This is a genomic window from Burkholderia sp. BCC0322 (assembly GCF_902833045.1).
Taxonomy (GTDB): domain Bacteria; phylum Pseudomonadota; class Gammaproteobacteria; order Burkholderiales; family Burkholderiaceae; genus Burkholderia.
Window position 1 is genome coordinate 376,146 of record NZ_CADFDU010000002.1, and the last position, 22,438, is coordinate 398,583.

The following is a 22,438-nucleotide window of genomic DNA, read 5'->3' on the forward strand; positions in this document are numbered from 1 at the left end:
CGTAAGAAGGAAAAACGGCGGCCGAACGGGCCGCCTCGTAGCTTGATATTAGCAGCGCCGGCCAAGTTCGGCTCGGCGTTTCGTTCATATGGTTATCCCGTCTTCGACGCTCCGCCTAGGGTTTACGTTTATTTCACTATTCGTAATTGGTTTTACTATTCGTAAATCCAGGATTTGTCGCCGATCAAGAAATGCGGCATGCGGGCGCCGCGAAACGGCGCCGTTCACGAATCAACAGGAAGCAAGGAGCGAGACGTGGCGGTTGACAGGCATTGCACGCGGGAGAGCGTGCGCGGTGCGCCGGCTGGCGACGGGCGGGATGACGGGCATGCCGGTGAGCGGCCGGCAGGGTTGAGCAGCGGATGGCGACCATGAGCATCGATTACCAGACGCTGAAGTTCGAATACCGTCCGCGTGCGCAGGACACGACCGTTCACCCGGTGATCGTCGTCGGCGCGGGCCCGGTGGGCCTCGCGGCCGCGATCGACCTCGCGCAGCAGGGCGTGCCCGTCGTGCTGCTCGACGACGACGACACGCTGTCGACCGGCTCGCGCGCGATCTGCTTCGCGAAGCGCACGCTCGAGATCTTCGACCGGCTCGGCTGCGGCGAGCGCTTCGTCGACAAGGGCGTGAGCTGGCACGTCGGCAAGGTGTTCCTGCAGGACGAACAGCTGTACGCGTTCGACCTGCTGCCCGAGGAAGGGCATGCGCGCCCCGCGTTCATCAACCTGCAGCAGTACTACGTCGAAGGCTACCTGGCCGACCGCGCGTTCGAACTGCCGAACATCGACATCCGCTGGAAGCACAAGGTGACGGGCATCGACCAGTCGCCCGAACACGCGGTGCTGACGATCGAGACGCCGGACGGCGTCGCGACGCTGCGCGCGCAGTACGTGATCGCGGCCGACGGCTCGCGCAGCGCGATGCGCACGATGATGGGCCTCGAAAGCCACGGCCGCACGTTCAAGGACCGCTTCCTGATCGCCGACGTGAAGATGAAGGCGGAGTTTCCGACCGAGCGCTGGTTCTGGTTCGACCCGCCGTTCCACCCCAATCAATCGGTGCTGCTGCATCGCCAGCCCGACAACGTATGGCGCATCGACTTCCAGCTCGGCTGGGATGCCGACCCCGTCGCCGAGAAGCAGCCGGAACGCGTGATCCCGCGCGTGCGCGCGCTGCTCGGGCCGGACGTCGAGTTCGAGCTCGAATGGGTGAGCGTCTATACGTTCCGTTGCCAGCGGATGGCGTCGTTCCGTCACGGCCGCGTGCTGTTCGCGGGCGATTCCGCGCACGGCGTGTCGCCGTTCGGCGCGCGCGGCGCGAACAGCGGCGTGCAGGACGCCGACAACCTCGCATGGAAGCTGAAGCTCGTGCTCGACGGCCGTTCGGCCGACCGTCTGCTCGACACGTATGCGAGCGAGCGCGAGTTCGCGGCCGACGAGAACATCCGCAACTCGACGCGCTCGACCGACTTCATCACGCCGAAGAGCCCGGTGTCGCGCGTGTTCCGCGACGCGACGCTGAAGCTTGCGCGCGACTGCGAGTTCGCGCGCAAGCTCGTGAACAGCGGCCGCCTGTCGGTACCGGCGGTGCTGGCCGATTCGCCGCTCAATACGCCGGATCGCAACGGCGACGCCTTCGCAGGCGCGATGCGGCCGGGTGCCGCGGCGGCCGATGCGCCGGTGCGTGCGCAAGGCGTGTCGGGCTGGCTGCTGCAGCACCTGGGTGGCGGCTTTACCGGCGTGCTGTTCGGGTTGCCGGGCGATGCGGCCGCGCTCGCGCGGGCCGTCGACGGCCTCGCGCTGCCGGTGCGGCCCGTGCTCGTCGTGCCGGCCGGGCACGCGCAGCCGGTGGCGGGTGTCGACGTCGTGGAGGACGTCGACGGTTTTGCCGCGCAGCGCTATGACGCGAAGCCCGGCACGTTCTACCTGCTGCGTCCCGACCAGCATGTCTGTGCCCGCACGCGCACGCTAGACCGTCAGGCGCTTGCCGACGCACTGGCGCGCGCGACCTGCGCACGCTGAAAACGATCAAGACACCGGAGACACCGTCATGCCCCCACTCGACACCCGTCCGCGCCTGGCTGACCCCGACGCGTTCTACGAAGCGCTGATCGACATGCATCGCGACCTGTCCGACGCCGACAGCCAGCTCGTCAACGCGAAGCTGATCCTGCTGCTCGCGAACCAGATCGGCGACGCCGACGTGCTGCGCGAAGCGATGGCGCTCGCGCGCCAGGGCGTGACGCCGCCCGTGCATCCGGCTGCCGAGGTGGCGCAATGAGCGCGGCGCCGGCAGGTGCGCACGTGCTCGAAGTCGAGCGCGTGATCGACGAGACCCATCGCCCGGGCTTTCACTGGATGCTGCTCGCGTTGTGCGGCCTGTGCCTCGTGATCGACGGTTTCGATGCGCAGGCGATGGGCTACGTCGCACCGAGCGTGATCGCCGAATGGGGCGTGCCGAAGCAGGCGCTTGGCCCCGTGTTCAGCGCGAGCCTGTTCGGGATGCTGCTCGGCGCGCTCGGGCTGTCGGTGCTGGCCGACCGGATCGGGCGGCGCCCGGTGCTGATCGGCTCGACGCTGTTCTTCGCGGTGACGATGCTCGCGACGCCGTTCGCAACCTCGATTCCCGTGCTGATGGCGCTGCGCTTCGTCACGGGCCTCGGCCTCGGCTGCATCATGCCGAACGCGATGGCGCTGGTCGGCGAGTTCAGCCCGGCCGCGCATCGCGTGAAGCGGATGATGATGGTGTCGTGCGGCTTCACGCTCGGTGCGGCGATCGGCGGCTTCATCAGCGCCGCGCTGATTCCGGCGCTCGGCTGGCGGTCGGTGTTCTTCGTCGGCGGCGCGGTGCCGCTCGTGCTGACCATCGCGATGGTCGCGCGGCTGCCCGAGTCGCTGCAGTTCCTGGTGCTGAAAGGGCGTGTCGCGCAGGCGCGCGACTGGCTCGCGCAGTTCGCGCCGCAGGCGGGCATCGACGCGAACACGCGGCTCGTGGTGCGCGAGCGCGCCGCGACCGGCGCGCCGGTCGCCGAGCTGTTCGGCCACGGCCGCCTGCCGGTCACGCTGCTGCTGTGGGCGATCAGCTTCATGAACCTGATCGATCTGTACTTCCTGTCGAACTGGCTGCCGACCGTGATGCGCGACGCGGGCTATTCGCCGGGCACGGCGGTGATCGTCGGCACGGTGCTGCAGACGGGCGGCGTGATCGGCACGCTGTCGCTCGGCTGGTTCATCGAACGCTACGGCTTCGTGCGCGTGCTGTTCGCCTGCTTCGCGTGCGCGGCCGTGTCGGTCGGGCTGATCGGCTCGGTCGCGCACGCGCTGCCGTGGCTGCTGGTGGTCGTGTTCGCGGGCGGGTTCTGCGTGGTCGGCGGGCAGCCGGCCGTGAACGCGCTCGCGGGCAAGTATTACCCGACGTCGCTGCGCTCGACGGGCATCGGCTGGAGCCTCGGCATTGGCCGGATCGGCTCGGTGCTCGGGCCGCTCGTCGGCGGACAACTGATTGCGCTCAACTGGTCGAACGGTGCGCTGTTCCATGCGGCCGCGGTGCCCGTGCTGTGCTCGGCGCTGTTCGTCCTGGGCCTGGCCGGAGTAACGCGGCGCAACGGCGCGCAGGCGCCGAACGCCGCGATGAATTGAGGGAGAAAGGAAACGATGACGCTTGACCTGTCGAAACCGGCTGCTGCCGGCTACCAAAGCGGTTTCGCGAACGAATTCGCGACCGAGGCACTGCCCGGCGCGCTGCCGCACGGCCGCAACTCGCCGCAGCGCGCGCCGTACGGGCTGTATGCGGAGCAACTGTCGGGTACCGCATTTACCGCGCCGCGCGGCCACAACCGCCGCTCGTGGCTGTACCGCATCCGCCCGGCCGCCGTGCACCGGCCGTTCGAGCCGTACGCGGGCCCGCAGCGGCTCGTGTCGGAATTCGGCGACTCGGCCGACGTGCCGCCGACACCGCCGAACCAGCTGCGCTGGGATCCGCTGCCGATGCCGGTCGAACCGACCGATTTCGTCGACGCTCTGGTGACGATGGCCGGCAACGGTTCGGCCGCCGCGATGAACGGCTGCGCGATCCACCTGTATGCGGCGAACCGCTCGATGCAGGACCGCTTCTTCTACAGCGCGGACGGCGAACTGCTGATCGTGCCGCAGCAGGGGCGGCTGTTCATCGCGACCGAATTCGGCCGGGTCGACGTCGAGCCGTTCGAGATCGCGGTGATCCCGCGTGGCGTGCGGTTTGCCGTCACGCTGCCGGACGGCGACGCGCGCGGCTACATCTGCGAAAACTTCGGCGCGCAACTGCGCCTGCCGGATCTCGGCCCGATCGGCTCGAACGGTCTCGCGAACCCGCGCGACTTCCTGACGCCGCAGGCCGCGTACGAAGACCGCGAAGGTGCGTTCGAGCTGATCGCGAAGCTGAACGGCCGCCTGTGGCGCGCGGACATCGGCCATTCGCCGCTCGACGTCGTCGCGTGGCACGGCAACTACGCGCCTTACAAGTACGACCTGCGCCTGTTCAACACGATCGGCTCGATCAGCTACGACCATCCCGATCCGTCGATCTTCCTGGTGCTGCAGTCGCAGAGCGACACGCCGGGCGTCGACACGATCGACTTCGTGATCTTCCCGCCGCGCTGGCTCGCGGCCGAGGATACGTTCCGCCCGCCCTGGTTCCACCGCAACGTCGCGAGCGAATTCATGGGGCTCGTGCACGGCGCGTACGACGCGAAGGCGGAAGGCTTCGTGCCGGGCGGCGCGAGCCTGCACAACTGCATGTCGGGCCACGGGCCCGACGCGGACACGTTCGAGAAGGCGTCCGCGAGCGACACGACGAAGCCGCACAAGGTCGACGCGACGATGGCGTTCATGTTCGAAACCCGCACGCTGATCCGGCCGACGCGCTACGCGCTCGACACCGCGCAGCTGCAGGCGGACTACTTCGAATGCTGGCAAGGCATCAGGAAACACTTCAACCCGGAGCAACGATGAGCGATACCCAAGACTGGCGCGCGACGCTCGACCCGGCCCGCAAGAGCTGGGTCGAGACGGCGAACGATCCTGCCTGCGATTTCCCGATCCAGAACCTGCCGTTCGGGATCTTCAGCGATGCGACGCAGGCGTCGCCCCGTGCAGGCGTGGCGCTCGGCGACCAGATCGTCGACCTCGCGGCGCTCGCGCGCGCGGGCCTCGTGACGCTGCCGGCCGGCGCAGACGTGTTCGCCGCGCCGACGCTGAACGCATTCATCGCGCTCGGCCGCGACGCGTGGCGCAGCGTGCGCGTGCAACTGTCGGATCTCTTCTCGCGCGACAACGCGCGGCTGCGCGACGATACGGCGCTGCGCGCGCAGGTGCTCGTCGCGCAGCGCGACGCGACGCTGCATCTGCCGGTCGAGATTCCCGGCTACACCGATTTCTATTCGTCGAAGGAGCACGCGACCAACGTCGGTTCGATGTTCCGTGATCCGAAGAATGCGCTGCTGCCGAACTGGTCGGAGATGCCGATCGGCTACAACGGCCGTGCGTCGTCGGTGGTCGTGAGCGGTACGCCGGTGCGGCGTCCGAACGGGCAGCTGAAGCTGCCGGACCAGGAGCGTCCGGTGTTCGGCGCATGCCGCAAGCTCGACATCGAACTGGAGACGGGCTTCATCGTCGGCCGGGGCAACGCGCTCGGCGAGCCGATCGCGTGCGAGGACGCGGAAGCGCATATCTTCGGGATGGTGCTGCTGAACGACTGGAGCGCGCGCGACATCCAGCAATGGGAATACGTGCCGCTCGGCCCGTTCAACGCGAAGACCTTCGCGACGACGATCTCGCCGTGGATCGTCACGCTCGACGCGCTCGAACCGTTCCGCGTCGCGCAGCCGGAGCAGTCGCCGCAGCCGCTCGCGTATCTGCGGCACGCGGGCAAGCATGCGTTCGACATCGCGCTCGAAGTGACGCTGCGCGCGGAAGGGGCGGCCGAAGCAACGTCGATCTGCCGCACGAACTTCAGGCACATGTACTGGACGATGGCGCAGCAGCTCGCGCATCACACGGTCGCGGGCTGCAACACGCGGGTCGGCGACCTGATGGGCTCGGGGACGATCAGCGGGCCGACGAAGGATTCGTTCGGCAGCCTGCTCGAGCTGACGTGGAACGGCAAGGAGCCGGTTGCGCTGAACGGCGGCGGCAGCCGCGCGTTCATCGAGGACGGCGACGAGCTCACGCTCGCCGGATGGTGCCAGGGCGACGGTTATCGCGTCGGCTTCGGCGCGTGTGTCGGCAAGATCCTGCCGGCGTTGCAGGCGTAACGCGCAACGTCGCGCGTCCGTGAGCACGACGGCCCGCATTGCGCGGGCCGTCGTCGTTTTTGCAGTTGATCGGCGTATTCGTGGCCGGGCGGCGCGTGTTTGCGCCGTCGTCGTTTGGGTGGGGCGCCATGGTGTGCTTGCGCGCCGGCATCAGACCGCGCGCTGCAGCGCAGTGCGGCGCTCCCACAGCGCGGCCGCGACGAACGCCGCGACGCAGACGACCAGCACGCCGACCAGCGCGTTGCTGCCCAGTTGCTCCATCAACGCGCCCGCGACCAGCGGACCGCCGAAGCTCGCGGCGCTCCACGACGCCGACACGAGCGAACTCGCGGTGACGAGCGCCGCGCCGCGGAAGCGTTCGCCGCACGCGACGAGCGACAGCGTGTAGATGCTGCCGGCCGCCGCGCCGAGCACGAACAGCAGCGGCCAGCACAGCCACGGATTGGCGATCACGAGCGGCAGCAGCGGCAGGCCGGCGAGCACGATCCAGCCCGCGCCGAGGTGCACGCGTTCGCGGCCGAGCTTGTCCGCGAGCCAGCCGATCGGGAACTGCATCGCGGTATCGCCGAACAGCATGATCGACGCGAGCAGCACGGCGGTGGCGCTCGCGACGCCGTGATCCATCGCGTAGAGCGGCAGCAGCGACAGCGCGAGCGTGTCGAACAGCGCGAAGAAGCCGGTGCCGATGATCAGCGCGGGCATGCGCGGCAGGACGTCGAGCCAGCGGCCGTGCGCTTCGTGATGCGCGTCGTCGCCGGCGAGCGGCGCGCGCCGGATCGTCGCGAGCGTCGGCAGCGCGAGCAGGAACAGCGCGCCGCACAGCGCGAAGCGAATGCTCGTCGCACCGGCGATCTGGCTGACGAGCACCGGGCCCGCCATCTGGAACAGCGTGAAATTGGTCGCGTAGATCGCGACGACGCGGCCGCGCGTCGAATCGTCGGCGAGCTGGTTGACCCACGCCTCGCCGATCGTGAACAGCAGCATGAGCGCGGCGCCGCACAGCACGCGCAGCGCGCCCCACAGGATCAGGTTCGACGTGAACTGCATCAGCGCGGTGGCTGCAGCAAGCAGTACGACCGACACGACGATCGCACGGCGCGAGCCGATGTGCCGCGCGAGCGCGGTGACGAACGGGACGATCGCGAGACCGCCGAGGGCCTGCGCGGCCGTCAGCATGCCGACGACGTTGGTGCCGTGTCCGGCCTCGGTCAGCGCGAGCGCGGTGAGCGGCAGTGTGGCGCCGGTGCCGAGACCGACGACCGCGACGCTCAGGATCAGCGCAAGGAAATCACGATTGAGAATGGCTTTCATCGGCGGGGATGCTACACCGCGGACCTTGAAAGGTCCATGAAGGCCATCAGGTCCGCGTGGCGTTGTGCGCGCAACGATTGCGGCAGGGTTGCGTTACACGTACTCGGTCGGCACGGCCACCGGCCGGCGTTCGAGCGACGCCGACCACAGCGTGAGCGCGAGCGCCGCGACGGCCATCGCGACGCCGACCCACGGCAGGTTCACCAGCGACACGCCCGAGCCGATCGCCATCCCGCCGAGCCATGCACCGGTCGCGTTGCCGAGGTTGAACGCGCCCTGGTTCAGCGTCGACGCGAGGTTCGGCGCGTCGCTCGCGCGGTCGACGATCAGGATCTGCAGCGGCGGCACGATCGCGAACGCGAGGATGCCCCACACGAAGATCGTCGCGAGCGCGGCGAACGGCACGTGCATCGTGCCCGCGAACAGCGCGAGGACGACGCCGATCAGCGCGAGCGTCGCGATCAGCGACGGCATCCGGCGCCAGTCGGCGAGCTTGCCGCCGAGCGTGCCGCCGACCGTCAGCCCGAGGCCGAACAGCAGCAGCACGTAAGTGACCTGGCGCGGCGAGAAGCCCGTCACGTCTTCGAGGATCGGCGTGATGTACGTGAACACGCTGAACAGGCTGGCCGATGCGAGCACGCTGATGCCGAGCACCATCAGCACCTGCGGATGTTTCAGCACGCTGAATTCGCGCGTGATGCTGGTGTCGGGCATCGCGAGGTTCTTCGGCAGGCAGACGGCGAGCGCGGCGGCCGCGGCGATGCCGATGCCGGTGACGGCCCAGAACGTCGCGCGCCAGCCGTAGGCCTGGCCGAGCGCGGTGCCGAGCGGCACGCCGAGCACGTTCGCGAGCGTGAGGCCGGTGAACATCAGCGCGATCGCCTGCGCGCGACGGTTCGGGGCGACCAGGTTGCTCGCGACCACCGAGCCGATCCCGAAGAACGCGCCGTGGCAGAACGCGGTGACGACGCGCGCGGCCATCAGCACCGCGTAGCCCGGCGCGATCGCGCAGAACAGGTTGCCCGCGATGAACAGGCCGATCAGGCCCATCAGCGCGCGCTTGCGCGGCATCTTCGCGGTGACGATCGCGAGGATCGGCGCGCCGATCGTCACGCCGAGCGCATAGCCCGACACGAGCATGCCGGCGGCCGGGATCGACACGCCGAGGTCGCGGGCGACATTGGGCAGCAGCCCCATGATCACGAACTCGGTGGTACCGATTCCAAATGCGGCGACGGCGAGGGCGAACAGAGGTAAGTGCATCGCGGTAGGCTCGGGAAAAGCCGCCGCTCGGGCGGGCGCAGGATGCGCGGGGCGGGCGGACGGAAAGGCGAACGACAGCCGCGATTCTACTTCAGTGAAAACCCCTATGCTTGGGGCCAAAACGGGTGTTGCCGAGGTGCGACGGGGGCGTGCGCGTGAAGCTCACAGTGTGGGATTCGGCGGGGATTGCGGCGCTGGATGGGTTGGGGGCGCAACGGTGGCGGGGTGCGCGTCAGGCGATGCGTTCGGGCGAGCCGTCGACGCTTGTGGCCGATGCGCTTGCCGGGTCGGCGCCAGTTGCCATTGCCGCCTCCGTGTCCGCCACGTCCGCGCGCGACGACGGCGAGCCGGCGGCATCGATCGCGGCCGGATCGTCCCAGCCGTTTTCGAACAGGCACGCGTCGATCGGCATCCGCGCCGCCCAGCGCTCCTGCTCGAGCATCGGCTTCGCGTAGAACGCGTCGACGTGCCCGACGCACAGCACGGCGATCGGCTTCGCGCCGTCGGGCATCCGCAGCAGCGCACGCAGCGCGTCGACGTCGAACAGCGATACCCAGCCCATCCCGAGCCCTTCGGCACGGGCCGCGAGCCACATGTTCTGGATCGCGCACGCGGCGGACGCGAGATCCATCTCCGGCAGCGTGCGACGGCCGAACACGTGGCGCTCGCGGCCGTCGGCGAGCGCGACGACCAGCAGCTCGCCGCATTCGCGCACGCCCTCGACCTTCAGCCGCATGAATTCGTCCTGGCGCTCGCCGAGCGCGTCGGCGGTCGCACAACGCTCGGCCTCGACCAGCGCATGGATCGCGGTGCGCAGCGCCGGATCGGTGATGCGGATGAAGCGCCAGGGCTGCATGAAGCCGACGCTCGGCGCGTGATGGGCCGCGCGCAGCAGGCGTGCGAGCACGGCAGGGTCGACGGGCGCCGGCGTGAAGTGGCGCATGTCGCGCCGTTCGAAAATGGCGCGGTACACGGCGGCGATGTCGGAGTCGTCGAAACGCATGGGCGGCACAAGCAGGGGATGACGTCGGCGCAACGATATCAGACCGCGCGCGGGCCGCGTTACATCATTCGAAACAAAATGCGGAATTGTTGACGCAAAAGGTCGCGTTTTCAGTGCTGATCAAAAGCAAACGATTGCGGTTGCGCCGGCAACCACGAAATGAGCCGGTTTCGTCGATTTCTCAGCGATTCGCCGTCACGACGTTCTGCGGCGTGCCGGCATGCCACGCCTCGATGTTCAACAGGGTGGTGTGCGCGATCTCGGCGAGCGCCTCGCGCGTGAAGAATGCCTGGTGCGACGTGACGATCACGTTCGGGAACGTCAGCAGGCGGGCGAGCACGTCGTCCTGCAGCGGCAGGTCGGAGTGATCCTCGAAGAAGAGCCCGCTTTCCTCTTCGTACACGTCGAGCCCGAGATGGCCGAGCTGGCCGCTCTTGAGCGCGTCGACCAGCGCCTGCGCGTCGACGAGGCCGCCGCGCCCGGTGTTGATCAGCATCGCGCCGTGCTTCATCCGCGCGAGCGTTTGTTCGTTGATCAGATGGTGCGTCGACGGCAGCAGCGGGCAGTGCAGGCTGACGATGTCGGCGTGGTGCAGCAACGCGTCGAGCTCGACATAGCGCGCGCCGAACGCGATCAGCTCGTCGTTGTACGGCGGCACCGAGTGTGCGAGCACGTGCATCCCGAAGCCCATCATGATCTTCGCGAACACGCTGCCGATGATGCCGGTGCCGATCACGCCGACCGTCTTGCCGTGCAGGTCGAAGCCGAGCAGGCCGTTCAGCGAGAAGTCGCCTTCGCGGGTGCGCGCGACGGCGCGCGGCAGGCGGCGGTTGAGTGCGAGGATCAGTGCAACCGCGTGCTCGGCAACTGCGTGCGGTGAATAGGCGGGCACGCGCACGACCGTCATGCCGAGCCGCCCGGCGGCGGCCAGGTCGACATGGTTGAAGCCCGCCGAGCGCAGCGCGATCAGGCGCGTGCCGCCGTCCGCCAGCCGTTCGAGCACGGCCGCATCGACGGTGTCGTTGACGAACGGGCAGACGACGTCATAGCCGTGCGCGAGGATCGCGGTTTCCGCGTCGAGGTGCGACGGCTGGAAGTGCAGCCGATAGCCGAACTGCCGGTTGGCGGCGGCAAACGAATCGTCGTCGTACTGCCGGCTGCTGAACAGGATCACGCGCACGCTGCACCTCCGAAGGCTGACGCGCGCAGTTTACTGCAGCCCCGTGACGATGTCGGAGCGGTCGGGCCCGCGCGGCGGCCGCAGGAAGCCGTAGTCGGCGCGTTCGCGGGCCGGCTGCGCGCTGAAGTGATCGAGCGCGTGCTCGACGAAGCTGCGCGTGCGGGCCGGCACGTACTGGCGATTCGGGTAGACGAGCGACAGCTGCGTGTCGGGATCGTCGATCCGGTAGCCGGCCATCAGCCGCACGAGCGTGCCGCTGGCGAGCGCGTCGGCGACGCACGGCTCGGGCAGCACCGCGATACCCGCGCCGGCCACGGCGGCCGCGTGGACGAGCGCGAGCTGGTTGACCGTGCAGGCGGGGCGCACCGTGACGGAATGCGCGACGCCGTCGTGGCCGACCAACTGCCACGCGGGCGCATGCTGGTGCGGCGCGAGCGTGACCCAGTCGTGGCCCGGCAGGTCGTCGGGCAGGCGCGGCTCGCCGCGTCGCTCGAGATAGGCTGGCGCCGCGACCGCGACGAACGGGTTCGGTGCGAGCGCGTGGCCGATCAGCGCCGGGTTGCCGTCGAGCCGGTTGCCCGTGACGATGCCGACGTCGTAACCCGAATCGAGCACGTCGAGCGGCGCCTCGGCGACGGTCAGCTGCACGCGCAATTCCGGGTAGCGGTGCCGGAAGCTGCTGACGAGCGGCGTCAGCGCAAGCGGCGACAGCAGGCCCGACGCGACGACGCGCAGCGTGCCGGCCGGTTCGCGCACGGCATGCGCGACGGACGATTCGAGATGGTCGAACTCCTCGAGCAGCGCCCGGCACCCGTCGAGGTAGCGCACGCCGGCCTCAGTGAGCGACAGGTTCCGCGTGGTGCGGTGGATCAGCCGGGTGTTCAGGTGGCCCTCGAGCATCGCGATCGAACGCGTGACGAGTGCATTGGACACGCCGAGATGGTGCGCCGCGCGCCGGAAGCTCTGTTGCTCGGCGACGCAGACGAATACACGCATGGTCTGAATCTGGTTCATGGCTTGCGTATTTCTGGCCCGGTTGATTGATTATGGTTGTGGTTTTACGCCGCGCAACCTCGTAAGCGCATCGAGCGGCCCCAAGTTTTTCCTTCGTATCGAAAAATCGTTTTTTTCGATTCCGCAGACGATTGTTGAATACAGAAGCGATATCCGTCAACCTGAGAAAAGGGGCGGGTTGCGAAAAATCGAAATCGGGGGTAACGGGTTAAACGTTGCGCTGTCTTGCATGCCTGCCGTTCAAAGGCGGTGCAGTATTCGAATAAGCATGGTCGGTGCGAATGTTTCTGATGATAATCAATAGGTTGCGAACTATTCGAGCAGGCTTGTTCCGGTATTTAAGGGAAGCGTACCCCAATAGATGCCGAAATAATGGATGTTTTTTGGTGATGCGGGAATTTTGCGTATCCGATTCCGTACGGCGATTTTTAGCGGGGATCCGGTCTATTTCTTTCGATGCAGAAGTCATGCTGAAGCGGCGATGTCGGTGAATCGTGGTGTTATTGACGGAGAAAATCGTGCGCTTGACGCACGAATGGAACCGTTTCACAACCTGGCCGGCAATCCTATTTCAATCCGGATGACTGGCGCGCGACCCGCGCACGGCTGGCTGGCCCGGTCCGGCAGCCGGGCCACCGTCGCGCTGTCCGGCCGCGCGTGCCTCTTGCGCGAGGCGGCGGAACACGGAATGATCGATCAGTTCGCCATGCAGCGCGGCGGGCGTCCGTGCACTTCCTTTCCTCACCTTTTACCAGCCATGTCCATCGATTACTCGCCGATTCCCTGTCCCGTCGTCGTGCCGCTTGACGCGATCCTGCCCGAAGAACCGCTGCTGATGATGGGGGCCGGCCCGGTTCCGATCCCGGCCGCCGTCGCGAAGGCGAACACGATCGTGATCAACCACCTCGGCGCGACGATGGCGAAGATCATCGAGCAGGTGAAGGAGATGGCGCGCTATGTGTTCCAGACCCGCACGAAGTGGGTGCTCGGCGTCGCGGGCCCCGGTTCGGCCGCGATGGAAATGGCGATCTCGAACCTCGCGTGGCGCGGTACGCGCGTGCTGTCGATCCGCAACGGCTTCTTCAGCGCGCGGATGGCCGAGATGGCCACGCGTGTCGGCGCCGACGTCGCGACGCTCGAAGTGGCCGACCGTGCGGTCGCGAGCCTCGACGAGATCGCGGACGCAATCGCGCGCGAGCGGCCCGAGATCGTCACGATCGTGCAGGGCGAGACGTCGAACACCGTGTGGAACCGCGACCTGCGGGACATCGCGGCGCTCGCGAAGGCGGCCGGCGCGCTGGTCGTGGTCGACGCGGTGTGCACGCTGTCGACGATGCCGCTCGAGATGGACGCGTGGGGCATCGACGCGGTGATCACCGGCGGCCAGAAGGGGCTGTCGTCGATTCCGGGCGTGTCGCTGATCGCGTTTTCCGACGCCGCGTGGGATCGCATGAAGCGGCGCCCGGAGCCGAATGCGCACTGGTGCCTCGATATGGCGCTCGCCGAGAACTTCTGGCACAACGCGGGCTATCACTACACGGCGCCCGTGTCGGGCGTGCTCGCGCTGCACGAGGCGCTGCGGCTCGTCTGCGCGGAGACGCTCGAAAGCCGCTTCGCGCGCCACCTGCGCTGCTCGCTCGCGCTGCAGGCGGGCGTCGAGTCGATGGGGCTCAAGCTCTATGCACCGAAGGACTGCCGCCTGAATTCGGTGGTCGGGATCGAGACGCCGGAAGGACTCACGCCGGGGATGGTCTGCGGCCATATCTCGAAGCACTACCAGGTCGAGATTTCGGGCTCGTTCGGCTTGCCGATCGTACGGATCGGGCAAATGGGCGAGCAGTGCCGCGAACACAACCTGTTCCGCACGCTGCACGCGTTCGGCCGCACGATGGTCGACCTGAAGGTGCCGGTCGACCTGCCGGCCGGTGTCGCGGCGCTCGAGCAGGAACTGTCGGGGCGCGGCGCGTAAGCAGGAAGACGAGGAAAGGGGCCGCGCTCAGCGGCCCTGCATCGCGCGCCGGTACGTGTTCGGCGTCGTGCCGTGTGCGTCGCGAAAGCGATGGCTGAAATGGCCGGCGTTCGCATAGCCGCAGTCGGCCGCGATCTGCGCGAGCGGCAGCGCCGTCGTGCGCAGCAGCTCGCGCGCCCGCGCCAGCCGTTGCTCGGCCACCCATGCATGCGGCGCGCGGCCGAACGACAGCCGGAACATCCGCGAGAAGTGGTACTCGGACAGCGCGGCGACGTCGGCGAGTTCGCCGAGCGTCAGCGGCTGCGTCAGGTACGTGTCGATGTAGTCGCGCACGCGGCGGCGCACGGCCGGCGCGAGCCCGCCGCGGAACGTCGTGTCGGTGCGGGCCGTGCTCTGCCCGCGCAGCAGCAGGCTCAGTACCTCGTGCGCGGTCTCGTTCACGCGCAGCCGCTCGTCGGCATCGTCCCAGCCATCCAGCGCGAGCGAGCGCAGCAGCGCGGCGACGCGCGCATCCTCGAAATAGGTGCGGTCGGCAAGCTTCAGCTCGCGCGGCTCGCGGTCGAGTTCGCGGATCGCGCGCTGCGTGAAGTGCTCGGGCAGGAAATACAGGTGGATGAAGTGCATCTCGCCGCGCACCCACCAGCGCGATTCGTGGTCGCCCGGCAGCGCGCACAGCAGGCTCGGCGCGCCGTAGCGCGGCACGCGCTGGCGTTCCGTCCGGTAGCCGCCGTCGAGGTAGCACGACAGCGTGTGGTGGCCGGGCTGCTCGTAGACCGTCTCGCTTTCGTCGGTGATCCGGGTCCATTCGGCGATCGCCAGATGGTCGCCGAGCCATGCGAAGCGCTCGAGCGTCGCGTTCGCGTCGGCGAGCGTGCGGCAGACCGACTGCAGGCCGAACGGCAGATCGCCGCCAGCCAGCGCGGCGGGGTGGTCGACGGGGGGCGCGGAGAGGGAGAAGCTCATGATGGGCCGAGTATAAGCGGGCGCGCGGCGCCGCGTGCGGCGGCCCGAAAAAGACCGCAATTCCGGACAATCGGCGCGCGCCGGGCGGCGGCATAGTCGGGATCCCGTTTCACCCGTTCTTTCGGATCGTTGCCGCCATGAACCTGTCGCTTTATTTCGTCACCGTGCTGATCTGGGGCACCACCTGGATCGCGATCAAGTGGCAGCTCGGCTCCGTGCCGCCGCCCGTGTCGATCGCATGGCGCTTCTGGCTCGCGGCCGCCGTGCTGTTCGCGCTGCTGCGCGTGATGCGCCGGCCGGTGCGCCCGCCGCGCGAAGCGTGGCGCTTTCTCCTGGCGCAGGGCTTCGCGCTGTTCTGCCTGAATTTCCTGTGCTTCTACTACTCGGAGCAGGTCGTGCCGAGCGGCCTCGTCGCGGTGATCTTCTCGACCGCGCCGCTGTTGAACTCGATCAACGGCCGGCTGTTCATGGGCCGTCCGCTGCGGCCGTCGGCGATCGCCGGTGCGCTGCTCGGGCTTGCCGGCATCGCGTGCCTGTTCTGGCAGCAGATGGCGGGCCACCTCGACGACCACGCGACCTGGACCGGGCTCGCGATCGCGTTCGCGGGCACGATGTGCTTTTCGGCCGGCAACCTGCTGTCGAGCCGGATGCAGTCGATGGGGCTGCACCCGCTCGTCACCAACGGCTGGGCGATGCTGATCGGCGCGACGATCCTGACCGTCGGCAGCGCCGCGGCCGGATTGCCGTTCACGCTCGACACGAGCCCGCGCTATCTCGGCGCGCTCGTCTACCTGGCCGTGCCGGGCTCGGTGATCGGTTTTACCGCGTATCTGACCCTCGTCGGTCGGATCGGGCCGGAGCGCGCCGCGTACTGCACGGTGCTGTTCCCGATCGTCGCGCTGGCCGTGTCGACGGTGTTCGAGGGCTACCAGTGGTCGCCGCTCGCGGTGGTCGGGCTGTTGCTGGTGGTTGCCGGAAACCTGGTCGCGTTCGACCTGACGCGGCGGTTGTTTCTGCGGGCCGCGTGACCGGCCGGCCCGCCGCGCCGGCCTTGCCCGGATACAAAAACGCCCGCGCGATGCGGGCGTTTTCTTTTGCGCGGCCGGCGGCGTGATGCCTGCGACCGGCTTGCTTGCAACGCACCGCGCGATCAGGCCGCCGCGCCGCTCCCTGCGACCCGCGCCTGCCGCTGGTACAGCACCATCGACAGCGCGACGCCCGCGGCAGCCGCCACCGCCGCGAACAGGAACACCTGCGGATAGCCGAACGCACCTGCGACATAGCCGGCGAGCGGGCCCGTGATGCCGAGCGACAGGTCGAGGAACACCGAGTACGCGGACAGCGCCGCGCCGCGGCTTGCGGGCGGCACGAGCGCGACGGCCTCGACGCCGAGCGCCGGGAAGATCAGCGCGAAGCCGAAGCCCGTCAGTGCGGCGCCGACGAGCGCGACGTGGGGCACGGGCGCGAGCCACAGCAGCACGAGGCCCGAGCATTCGAACGCGAACGACACGATCGCGACGCGGAAGCCGCCGTAGGTCTTGATCGTGTTCGCGAACAGCAGGCGTGCACCGATGAACAGCGTGCCGAACACGGTCAGCGACAGCGCGGCGTTCGGCCAGTGGCGCGCCGCGTAATACAGCGTGACGAAGGTTGCGATCGAGCCGAAGCCGGCCGAGCCGAGCGCGAGGCCGAGGCCGTGCGGCAGCACGCGCGTGAACACGCTCGCATACGACATCCGTTCGCCGTGCACGAGCGGCACGGAAGCGATCAGGCGCGCGAGGTAGAAGCCGGTTGCGGCGAGCGCGATCACGATCACGCCGATCAGCGCCGGATTCAGCGTATGCGCGATCGCGACGCCGACCGGTGCGCCGAGCGCGAGCGCGCCGTAGGTCGCGATGCCGTTCCACGAGATCACCTTCGCGTTGTGCGTGACGCCGACCCGGCCGATGCCCCACAGGATCGCGCCGGTGCCGCACAGGCTTTCGCCGACGCCGAGCACGAGCCGGCTCGCGACCAGCAGCACGAGGCTCGCGACCGGCCAGTGCGCGAGCAGCAGCGCGACGAGCAGCAGCACGCCCGACACCCCGCAACCGACCAGCCCGCGCAGCACCGTCTGCTTCGGCCCGAGCGTATCGGCCAGGCGCCCGGCGAGCGGACGCGACGCGAGCGTCGCGAAATACTGGACGCTGATCGCGCCGCCCGCGACGATCGCGGAAAAGCCGAGGTCGTCATGGACGAAGCCGGGCAGCACCGCGAGCGGCAGGCCGATGGTCAGGTAGCAGATGAACGTGAAGCAGACGACGGACACGATTTGCAGCGTGACCGCGAACCCGCTGCGCGGCGGTGTGGCGGAATCGGTGGACATGGGGTCGGAACGGGTGAACGAAACGAACGGAAGACGGCGAAAAAGGGAATCGGGATTTTCCCATGGAACCGGTTTTCACGCAGGTACCGTTTAGTTAATCGCGCCCTGTTTTCGAAGCCGGCGGACGGTTGCGGCGGCGCAGGGAATGGGCGGGGAGCCCCGTGCGGAAAGGCCGCCGGGCGGCGCCGGCACTCATATCGCGGCAGTTATATGGGCCCCATGCGTGATGGGCTATGGGTTGAGGAATTTGATGGTGATAGCGTGCAAACTGTCAGAAAAACGTCGGTCAAGCGCACTGCGCACGCCGCCTTGCCCCCATTTGAAGAAACATCGAGACATGAGTGAGCCGATCCGCTTCTACCATCGTCACGCGATCCGCGAAGTCAGCGGCGCGGACGTTACCCGCACCGTGCTGCAATACCTGCGCGAGGACGCGCATTGCACCGGCACCAAGGAAGGCTGCGCGGAAGGCGACTGCGGCGCGTGCACGGTCGTCGTCGGCGAGCTGACCGACGCCGGCGCGGTCGAGTTCAAGGCCGTCAACGCATGCATCCAGTTCCTGCCGACGCTGGACGGCAAGGCGCTGCTGACGGTCGAGGACCTGCGTCAGCCGGACGGCGCGCTGCATCCGGTGCAGCAGGCGATGGTCGATTGCCACGGTTCGCAATGCGGGTTCTGCACGCCCGGCTTCGTGATGTCGATGTGGGCGCTGTACGAGAAGCACGGCCACGAAGGCTGCGGCAGCGCCGGCACGTGCGCGAAGGCGAAGGACGTGCCGACGCGTACCGAGATCGCCGATGCGCTGACCGGCAACCTGTGCCGCTGCACCGGCTATCGCCCGATCGTCGAAGCGGCCGTGCAGATGTTCGACGCACCGCCGCCGTCGGCGCCGGTCGACACGGCGGCACTGGCCCGCATGCTCGCGTCGCTCAAGCGCGACGACACGTTCGACTACGCGACAAACAACGGCGCGCGCTTCGCGGCGCCGCGCACGCTCGACGCGCTGGCCGCGCTCAAGGTCGAGCGGCCCGACGCGCGCATTCTCGCGGGCAGCACCGACATCGGCCTGTGGGTCACCAAGCAGATGCGCCGGCTCGACGACCTGATCTACGTCGGCCAGATCGCCGAACTGCAGCGCGTCGCGGAGCGCGGCGACTGGATCGAGATCGGCGCGGGGGTGACGGTCGAGAACGCGTATGCGGCGCTGGCCGGCCAGTATCCGGAACTCACCGAGATGTGGAAGCGCTTCGCGTCGCTGCCGATCCGCAACGCGGGCACGATCGGCGGCAACGTCGCGAACGGCTCGCCGATCGGCGATTCGATGCCGGGCCTGATCGCGCTCGGCGCGCGCGTGGTGCTGCGCGGCGGCGACACGGTGCGCGAGCTGCCGCTCGAGGCGCTGTACACGGGCTACCAGCAGACGGACATGGCGCCGCACGAATTCGTCGTCGGGCTGAAGGTGCCGACCCGCACCGGCGCGCGCGAGAAGCTGCAGTTCCGCACGTACAAGCTGTCGAAGCGGTTCGACTCCGACATCTCGGCCGTGTGCGCGGCGTTCGCTTTCATTGCGGACGGCGACACGATCCGCGAGCCGCGCATCGCGTTCGGCGGGATGGCCGCGACGCCGAAGCGTGCAGCGCACACGGAAGCCGTGCTCGACGGCGCGCAGTGGCATGAAGCCACCGCGCAGGCCGCGATGCAGGCGCTCGAGCGCGACTACCAGCCGCTCACCGACATGCGCGCGACGAGCACGTACCGCCTCGATACCGCGAAGAACCTGATTTACCGATTCTGGCTGGAGACGCGCCCGCACGACCCGCTGCCGCCGCAAGCCCTGAATGTGCGTGAAGTGGCCGCCGAACCCGGCACCGACGCGGCGCGCGTCTGAAGACGGAGAACACCGAACATGAACCAGCAAGCAGAACCGTTCCTGAGCACCCTCGACCCGCAAGCCGAAGCCGCGCAGGTCCACGTCTCGCGCGCACACGAATCCGCGCATCTGCACGTGAGCGGACGCGCCACCTACACGGACGACATCCCGATCGTCGCGGGCACGCTGCACGCGGCGCTCGGCCTGTCGGCGAAGCCGCACGCGAAGATCGTGTCGATGAACTTCGACGCGGTGCGCGCGACGCCGGGCGTGGTCGCCGTGTTCACGGCCGACGACATCCCGGGCGTCAACGATTGCGGCCCGATCATCCACGACGACCCGGTGCTCGCCAAGGGCATCGTGCAGTTCGTCGGCCAGCCGATGTTCATCGTCGTCGCGACGTCGCATGAAACCGCGCGGCTCGCCGCGCGCCGCGCACAGGTCGACTACGAGGAGCTGCCGGCGATCCTCACCGCGCAGGAAGCGCGCGCGGCCGAAACCTACGTGATCCCGCCGCTGAAGCTCGCCCGCGGCGACGCGGCCGCGCGGCTCGCCGTCGCGCCGCACCGCGAGACGGGCGAAATGCTGCTCGGCGGCCAGGAGCAGTTCTATCTCGAAGGGCAGATCGCGTACGCGGTGCCCAAGGACGACGACGGGATGCACGTGTACTGCTCGACGCAGCACCCGAGCGAGATGCAGCACCTCGTCGCGCACGTGCTCGGCGTCGCGTCGCACAACGTGCTCGTCGAATGCCGCCGGATGGGCGGCGGGTTCGGCGGCAAGGAATCGCAGTCGGGCCTGTTCGCCTGCTGCGCGGCGCTCGCGGCGTGGAAGCTGCTGTGCCCGGTGAAGCTGCGCCCGGACCGCGACGACGACATGATGATCACCGGCAAGCGGCACGACTTCCATTACCGCTTCGACGTCGGCTACGACGACGACGGCCGCATCGACGGCGTGGCGCTCGACATGACGTCGCGCTGCGGTTTCTCGGCCGACCTGTCGGGCCCGGTGATGACGCGCGCGGTATGCCACTTCGACAACGCGTACTGGCTGGGCGACGTCGATATCGCCGGCTATTGCGGCAAGACCAACACGCAGTCGAACACCGCGTTCCGCGGCTTCGGCGGCCCGCAGGGCGCGTTCGCGATCGAGTACATCCTCGACGACATCGCGCGTTCGCTCGGTCGCGATCCGCTCGACGTCCGTTATGCGAACCTGTACGGCAAGACCGAACGCAACGTCACGCCGTACGGGCAGACGATCGAGGACAACGTGCTGCAGGAGCTGCTCGGCGAACTCGAAGCGACGAGCGATTACCGCGCGCGGCGTGCGGGCGTGCGCGCATTCAACGCACGCAACACGGTGCTGAAGAAGGGCATCGCGATCACGCCGGTGAAGTTCGGCATTGCGTTCAACGTCACGCACTTCAACCAGGCCGGCGCGCTGGTGCATATCTACACCGACGGCTCGGTGCTCGTGAACCACGGCGGCACGGAGATGGGGCAGGGGCTCAACACGAAGGTCGCGCAGGTCGTCGCGCACGAGCTCGGCATCCGCTTCGGCCGGATCCGCGTGACGGCGACCGACACCAGCAAGGTCGCGAACACGTCCGCGACGGCCGCGTCGACGGGCTCGGACCTGAACGGCAAGGCCGCACAGGATGCGGCGCGGCAGTTGCGCGAGCGGCTCGCGGTGTTCGCGGCGAAGCAGTTCGGCGACGGCACGGTCGATGCGGCCGACGTGAAGTTCGGCAACGACGTCGTGTGGGTCGGTGGCAACGGTATCCCGTTCGGCGAAGTGATCGCGAAGGCGTACCTCGCGCGCGTGCAGCTGTGGTCCGACGGCTTCTACGCGACGCCGAAGCTGTACTGGGATCAGTCGAAGCTGCAGGGCCGGCCGTTCTACTACTACTCGTACGGCGCGGCCGTGTCGGAAGTCGTGATCGATACGCTCACGGGCGAGATGCGCACGCTGCGCGTCGATGCGCTGCACGACGTGGGCGCGTCGCTGAACCCGGCGCTCGACATCGGCCAGGTCGAGGGCGCGTTCATCCAGGGGATGGGCTGGCTGACGACCGAGGAACTGTGGTGGAACAAGGGCGGCAAGCTGATGACGCATGCGCCGTCCACGTACAAGATCCCGACGGTGAACGACACGCCGCCCGAATTCAACGTGCAACTGTTCAAGAACCGCAACGTCGAGGACAGCATCCACCGTTCGAAGGCTGTCGGCGAGCCGCCGCTGCTGCTGCCGTTCTCGGTTTTCTTCGCGGTGCGCGACGCGATCGCGGCGGTCGGCGACTACACGGTGAACCCGCCGCTCGACGCGCCGGCCACCGGCGAGTCGATCCTGCGCGCGATCAACGCGGTGCGAGCGGCACGCGCCGCGCAGGCTGTCTGAGATGAAACGGCCCCCACGCTCGCTTCGTTCGCTGTCGACCGGAGTCGGCGCTTCAGCGCTTGCTCCGGCCCCATGCACGGCTCCCGCCGCGGGGGCGGTCAGCCTCCTTGGGGCGGCCCGGCGGAGGCTGACATGAACGGCCCCGCACGCACGCTCCGCACCGCGTCGCCCCCGGCGTTCGCGCAGGGCACCGGCCAGCGCAACCGCGCGACCGGCACGCCGGCGCCGATGCACATCGTGCTGTTCGGCGCCGGGCACGTCGGTCACGCGCTGGTCACGCTGCTCGGCGCGCTGCCGTGCGTCGTGCAGTGGGTCGACACGCGCGACGAGCTGTTCCCGGACGAGTGTCCGCCGAACGTGCAGCCGGAGCCGACCGACACGCCGGAGGCCGTCGTCGACGCCGCGCCGCCCGGCGCGTACTTCCTCGTGATGACGCACAACCACGCGCTCGACTTCTCGCTCGCCGCGCAGATCATGCGGCGGCGCGACTACGCGTACTTCGGGATGATCGGCTCGCGCACCAAGCGCGTGAAGTTCGAGCGCCGGCTTGCCGCGCGCGGCGTCGATCCGGCGCGGCTCGTGGAGATGGTGTGCCCGATCGGCGTCGCGGGCATCGTCGACAAGGCGCCGGGCGCGATCGCGGTGGCCGTGTGCGCGGAGTTGCTGCAGGCGCGCTCGGGCATGCCGGTGGCCGATGCGAAGGCGGCCGCATCGGGGCGTGCGCGCGACGACGTGTCCTGCGCGCGGTAGCGGGGAGTGGGCAGGGCACGTTCCCCCGGTTGGAGAAAATCGTTCGTGGGGCCGGCGC

Annotated in this window: 17 protein-coding genes; 10 read left to right on the plus strand and 7 right to left on the minus strand. The window is 68.7% G+C overall.

All coding sequences use genetic code 11. The features are described from left to right. The first annotated feature begins 362 nt into the window (after positions 1–362). From HWX39_RS07770 to fahA, 5 genes are read left to right on the plus strand one after another with little or no spacing between them, the layout of a single operon-like run. Positions 363–2,024 (plus strand): FAD-dependent oxidoreductase, encoded by a 1,662-nt coding sequence (locus tag HWX39_RS07770; RefSeq protein ID WP_175966721.1) that lies wholly within the window; start codon positions 363–365, stop codon positions 2,022–2,024. A gap of 28 nt (positions 2,025–2,052) precedes the next feature. Then, the gene (locus tag HWX39_RS07775; RefSeq protein ID WP_071334001.1) at positions 2,053–2,283 is read left to right on the plus strand and encodes a DUF2783 domain-containing protein; all 231 of its coding nucleotides are present in this window, start codon (positions 2,053–2,055) and stop codon (positions 2,281–2,283) included. Then, positions 2,280–3,641, plus strand: a complete 1,362-nt coding sequence (locus tag HWX39_RS07780; protein WP_175966723.1) for an MFS transporter — start codon at positions 2,280–2,282, stop codon at positions 3,639–3,641. The genes HWX39_RS07775 and HWX39_RS07780 overlap by 4 nt, the downstream gene beginning before the upstream one ends. Positions 3,642–3,656: 15 nt before the next feature. Next, positions 3,657–4,991, plus strand: a complete 1,335-nt coding sequence (hmgA, locus tag HWX39_RS07785; protein WP_175966725.1) for a homogentisate 1,2-dioxygenase — start codon at positions 3,657–3,659, stop codon at positions 4,989–4,991. Beyond that, positions 4,988–6,292: a fumarylacetoacetase gene (gene fahA / locus HWX39_RS07790; RefSeq protein ID WP_175966727.1), complete on the plus strand. Its 1,305-nt coding sequence runs from the start codon at positions 4,988–4,990 to the stop codon at positions 6,290–6,292. Before hmgA ends, fahA begins: the two co-directional genes overlap by 4 nt. Positions 6,293–6,442: 150 nt before the next feature. Here fahA and HWX39_RS07795 read toward each other — a convergent pair whose 3' ends face one another. From HWX39_RS07795 to HWX39_RS07815, 5 genes are all read right to left on the minus strand, one after another. After that, positions 6,443–7,603, minus strand: coding sequence for an MFS transporter (locus tag HWX39_RS07795; protein WP_175957959.1), 1,161 nt, complete (start codon positions 7,601–7,603; stop codon positions 6,443–6,445). A 93-nt stretch (positions 7,604–7,696) separates the two neighbouring features. Continuing rightward, on the minus strand, positions 7,697–8,866 hold the full coding sequence (locus tag HWX39_RS07800; RefSeq protein ID WP_175966729.1) for an MFS transporter: 1,170 nt from the start codon (positions 8,864–8,866) through the stop codon (positions 7,697–7,699). Positions 8,867–9,098: 232 nt separating this feature from the next. After that, positions 9,099–9,869: a 5,6-dimethylbenzimidazole synthase gene (gene bluB / locus HWX39_RS07805; RefSeq protein WP_175966741.1), complete on the minus strand. Its 771-nt coding sequence runs from the start codon at positions 9,867–9,869 to the stop codon at positions 9,099–9,101. Positions 9,870–10,050: 181 nt separating this feature from the next. Beyond that, entirely contained in the window at positions 10,051–11,049 is a 999-nt protein-coding gene (locus tag HWX39_RS07810) for a 2-hydroxyacid dehydrogenase (RefSeq protein WP_175966743.1), read from the minus strand. 30 nt (positions 11,050–11,079) lie between these two features. After that, a complete protein-coding gene (locus HWX39_RS07815; RefSeq protein ID WP_175966745.1) occupies positions 11,080–12,063 on the minus strand; it encodes a LysR family transcriptional regulator in 984 nt (327 codons plus the stop codon). A 757-nt stretch (positions 12,064–12,820) separates the two neighbouring features. On the opposite strand from HWX39_RS07815, the gene HWX39_RS07820 reads away from it, so the two are divergent. After that, positions 12,821–14,032 carry an alanine--glyoxylate aminotransferase family protein gene (locus tag HWX39_RS07820; RefSeq protein ID WP_175966747.1) on the plus strand — a complete coding sequence of 404 codons (1,212 nt, stop codon included), beginning with the start codon at positions 12,821–12,823 and terminating at the stop codon, positions 14,030–14,032. 27 nt (positions 14,033–14,059) lie between these two features. On the opposite strand, the gene HWX39_RS07825 is transcribed toward HWX39_RS07820, so the two are convergent. Then, positions 14,060–14,995, minus strand: a complete 936-nt coding sequence (locus HWX39_RS07825) for an AraC family transcriptional regulator (protein WP_175966749.1) — start codon at positions 14,993–14,995, stop codon at positions 14,060–14,062. Between the two features lie 137 nt (positions 14,996–15,132). Between HWX39_RS07825 and HWX39_RS07830 the strand changes: the two genes are divergently transcribed. Next, positions 15,133–16,023: an EamA family transporter gene (locus HWX39_RS07830; protein WP_175966752.1), complete on the plus strand. Its 891-nt coding sequence runs from the start codon at positions 15,133–15,135 to the stop codon at positions 16,021–16,023. 122 nt (positions 16,024–16,145) lie between these two features. On the opposite strand, the gene HWX39_RS07835 is transcribed toward HWX39_RS07830, so the two are convergent. Beyond that, entirely contained in the window at positions 16,146–17,360 is a 1,215-nt protein-coding gene (locus tag HWX39_RS07835) for an MFS transporter (protein WP_175966754.1), read from the minus strand. Positions 17,361–17,697: 337 nt separating this feature from the next. On the opposite strand from HWX39_RS07835, the gene xdhA reads away from it, so the two are divergent. The 3 genes from xdhA to xdhC all read left to right on the plus strand — a co-directional run bounded on the left by xdhA (position 17,698) and on the right by xdhC (position 22,380). After that, positions 17,698–19,248, plus strand: a complete 1,551-nt coding sequence (gene xdhA / locus HWX39_RS07840) for a xanthine dehydrogenase small subunit (RefSeq protein ID WP_175966756.1) — start codon at positions 17,698–17,700, stop codon at positions 19,246–19,248. Positions 19,249–19,266: 18 nt separating this feature from the next. Continuing rightward, positions 19,267–21,630: a xanthine dehydrogenase molybdopterin binding subunit gene (xdhB, locus tag HWX39_RS07845; protein ID WP_175966758.1), complete on the plus strand. Its 2,364-nt coding sequence runs from the start codon at positions 19,267–19,269 to the stop codon at positions 21,628–21,630. A 132-nt stretch (positions 21,631–21,762) separates the two neighbouring features. Next, complete coding sequence (gene xdhC / locus HWX39_RS07850) at positions 21,763–22,380, plus strand: xanthine dehydrogenase accessory protein XdhC (protein ID WP_175966760.1); 618 nt, start codon at positions 21,763–21,765, stop codon at positions 22,378–22,380. The last annotated feature ends 58 nt before the right edge of the window (positions 22,381–22,438 follow it).

Coding starts and splice junctions, on each gene's coding strand:
- HWX39_RS07770 (WP_175966721.1), top strand. CDS start 363: ATGGCGACCATGAGCATCGATTACCAGACGCTGAAGTTCGAATACCGT.
- HWX39_RS07775 (WP_071334001.1), top strand. CDS start 2,053: ATGCCCCCACTCGACACCCGTCCGCGCCTGGCTGACCCCGACGCGTTC.
- HWX39_RS07780 (WP_175966723.1), top strand. CDS start 2,280: ATGAGCGCGGCGCCGGCAGGTGCGCACGTGCTCGAAGTCGAGCGCGTG.
- hmgA (WP_175966725.1), top strand. CDS start 3,657: ATGACGCTTGACCTGTCGAAACCGGCTGCTGCCGGCTACCAAAGCGGT.
- fahA (WP_175966727.1), top strand. CDS start 4,988: ATGAGCGATACCCAAGACTGGCGCGCGACGCTCGACCCGGCCCGCAAG.
- HWX39_RS07795 (WP_175957959.1), bottom strand. CDS start 7,603: ATGAAAGCCATTCTCAATCGTGATTTCCTTGCGCTGATCCTGAGCGTC.
- HWX39_RS07800 (WP_175966729.1), bottom strand. CDS start 8,866: ATGCACTTACCTCTGTTCGCCCTCGCCGTCGCCGCATTTGGAATCGGT.
- bluB (WP_175966741.1), bottom strand. CDS start 9,869: ATGCGTTTCGACGACTCCGACATCGCCGCCGTGTACCGCGCCATTTTC.
- HWX39_RS07815 (WP_175966745.1), bottom strand. CDS start 12,063: ATGAACCAGATTCAGACCATGCGTGTATTCGTCTGCGTCGCCGAGCAA.
- HWX39_RS07820 (WP_175966747.1), top strand. CDS start 12,821: ATGTCCATCGATTACTCGCCGATTCCCTGTCCCGTCGTCGTGCCGCTT.
- HWX39_RS07825 (WP_175966749.1), bottom strand. CDS start 14,995: ATGAGCTTCTCCCTCTCCGCGCCCCCCGTCGACCACCCCGCCGCGCTG.
- HWX39_RS07830 (WP_175966752.1), top strand. CDS start 15,133: ATGAACCTGTCGCTTTATTTCGTCACCGTGCTGATCTGGGGCACCACC.
- HWX39_RS07835 (WP_175966754.1), bottom strand. CDS start 17,360: ATGTCCACCGATTCCGCCACACCGCCGCGCAGCGGGTTCGCGGTCACG.
- xdhA (WP_175966756.1), top strand. CDS start 17,698: ATGAGTGAGCCGATCCGCTTCTACCATCGTCACGCGATCCGCGAAGTC.
- xdhB (WP_175966758.1), top strand. CDS start 19,267: ATGAACCAGCAAGCAGAACCGTTCCTGAGCACCCTCGACCCGCAAGCC.
- xdhC (WP_175966760.1), top strand. CDS start 21,763: ATGAACGGCCCCGCACGCACGCTCCGCACCGCGTCGCCCCCGGCGTTC.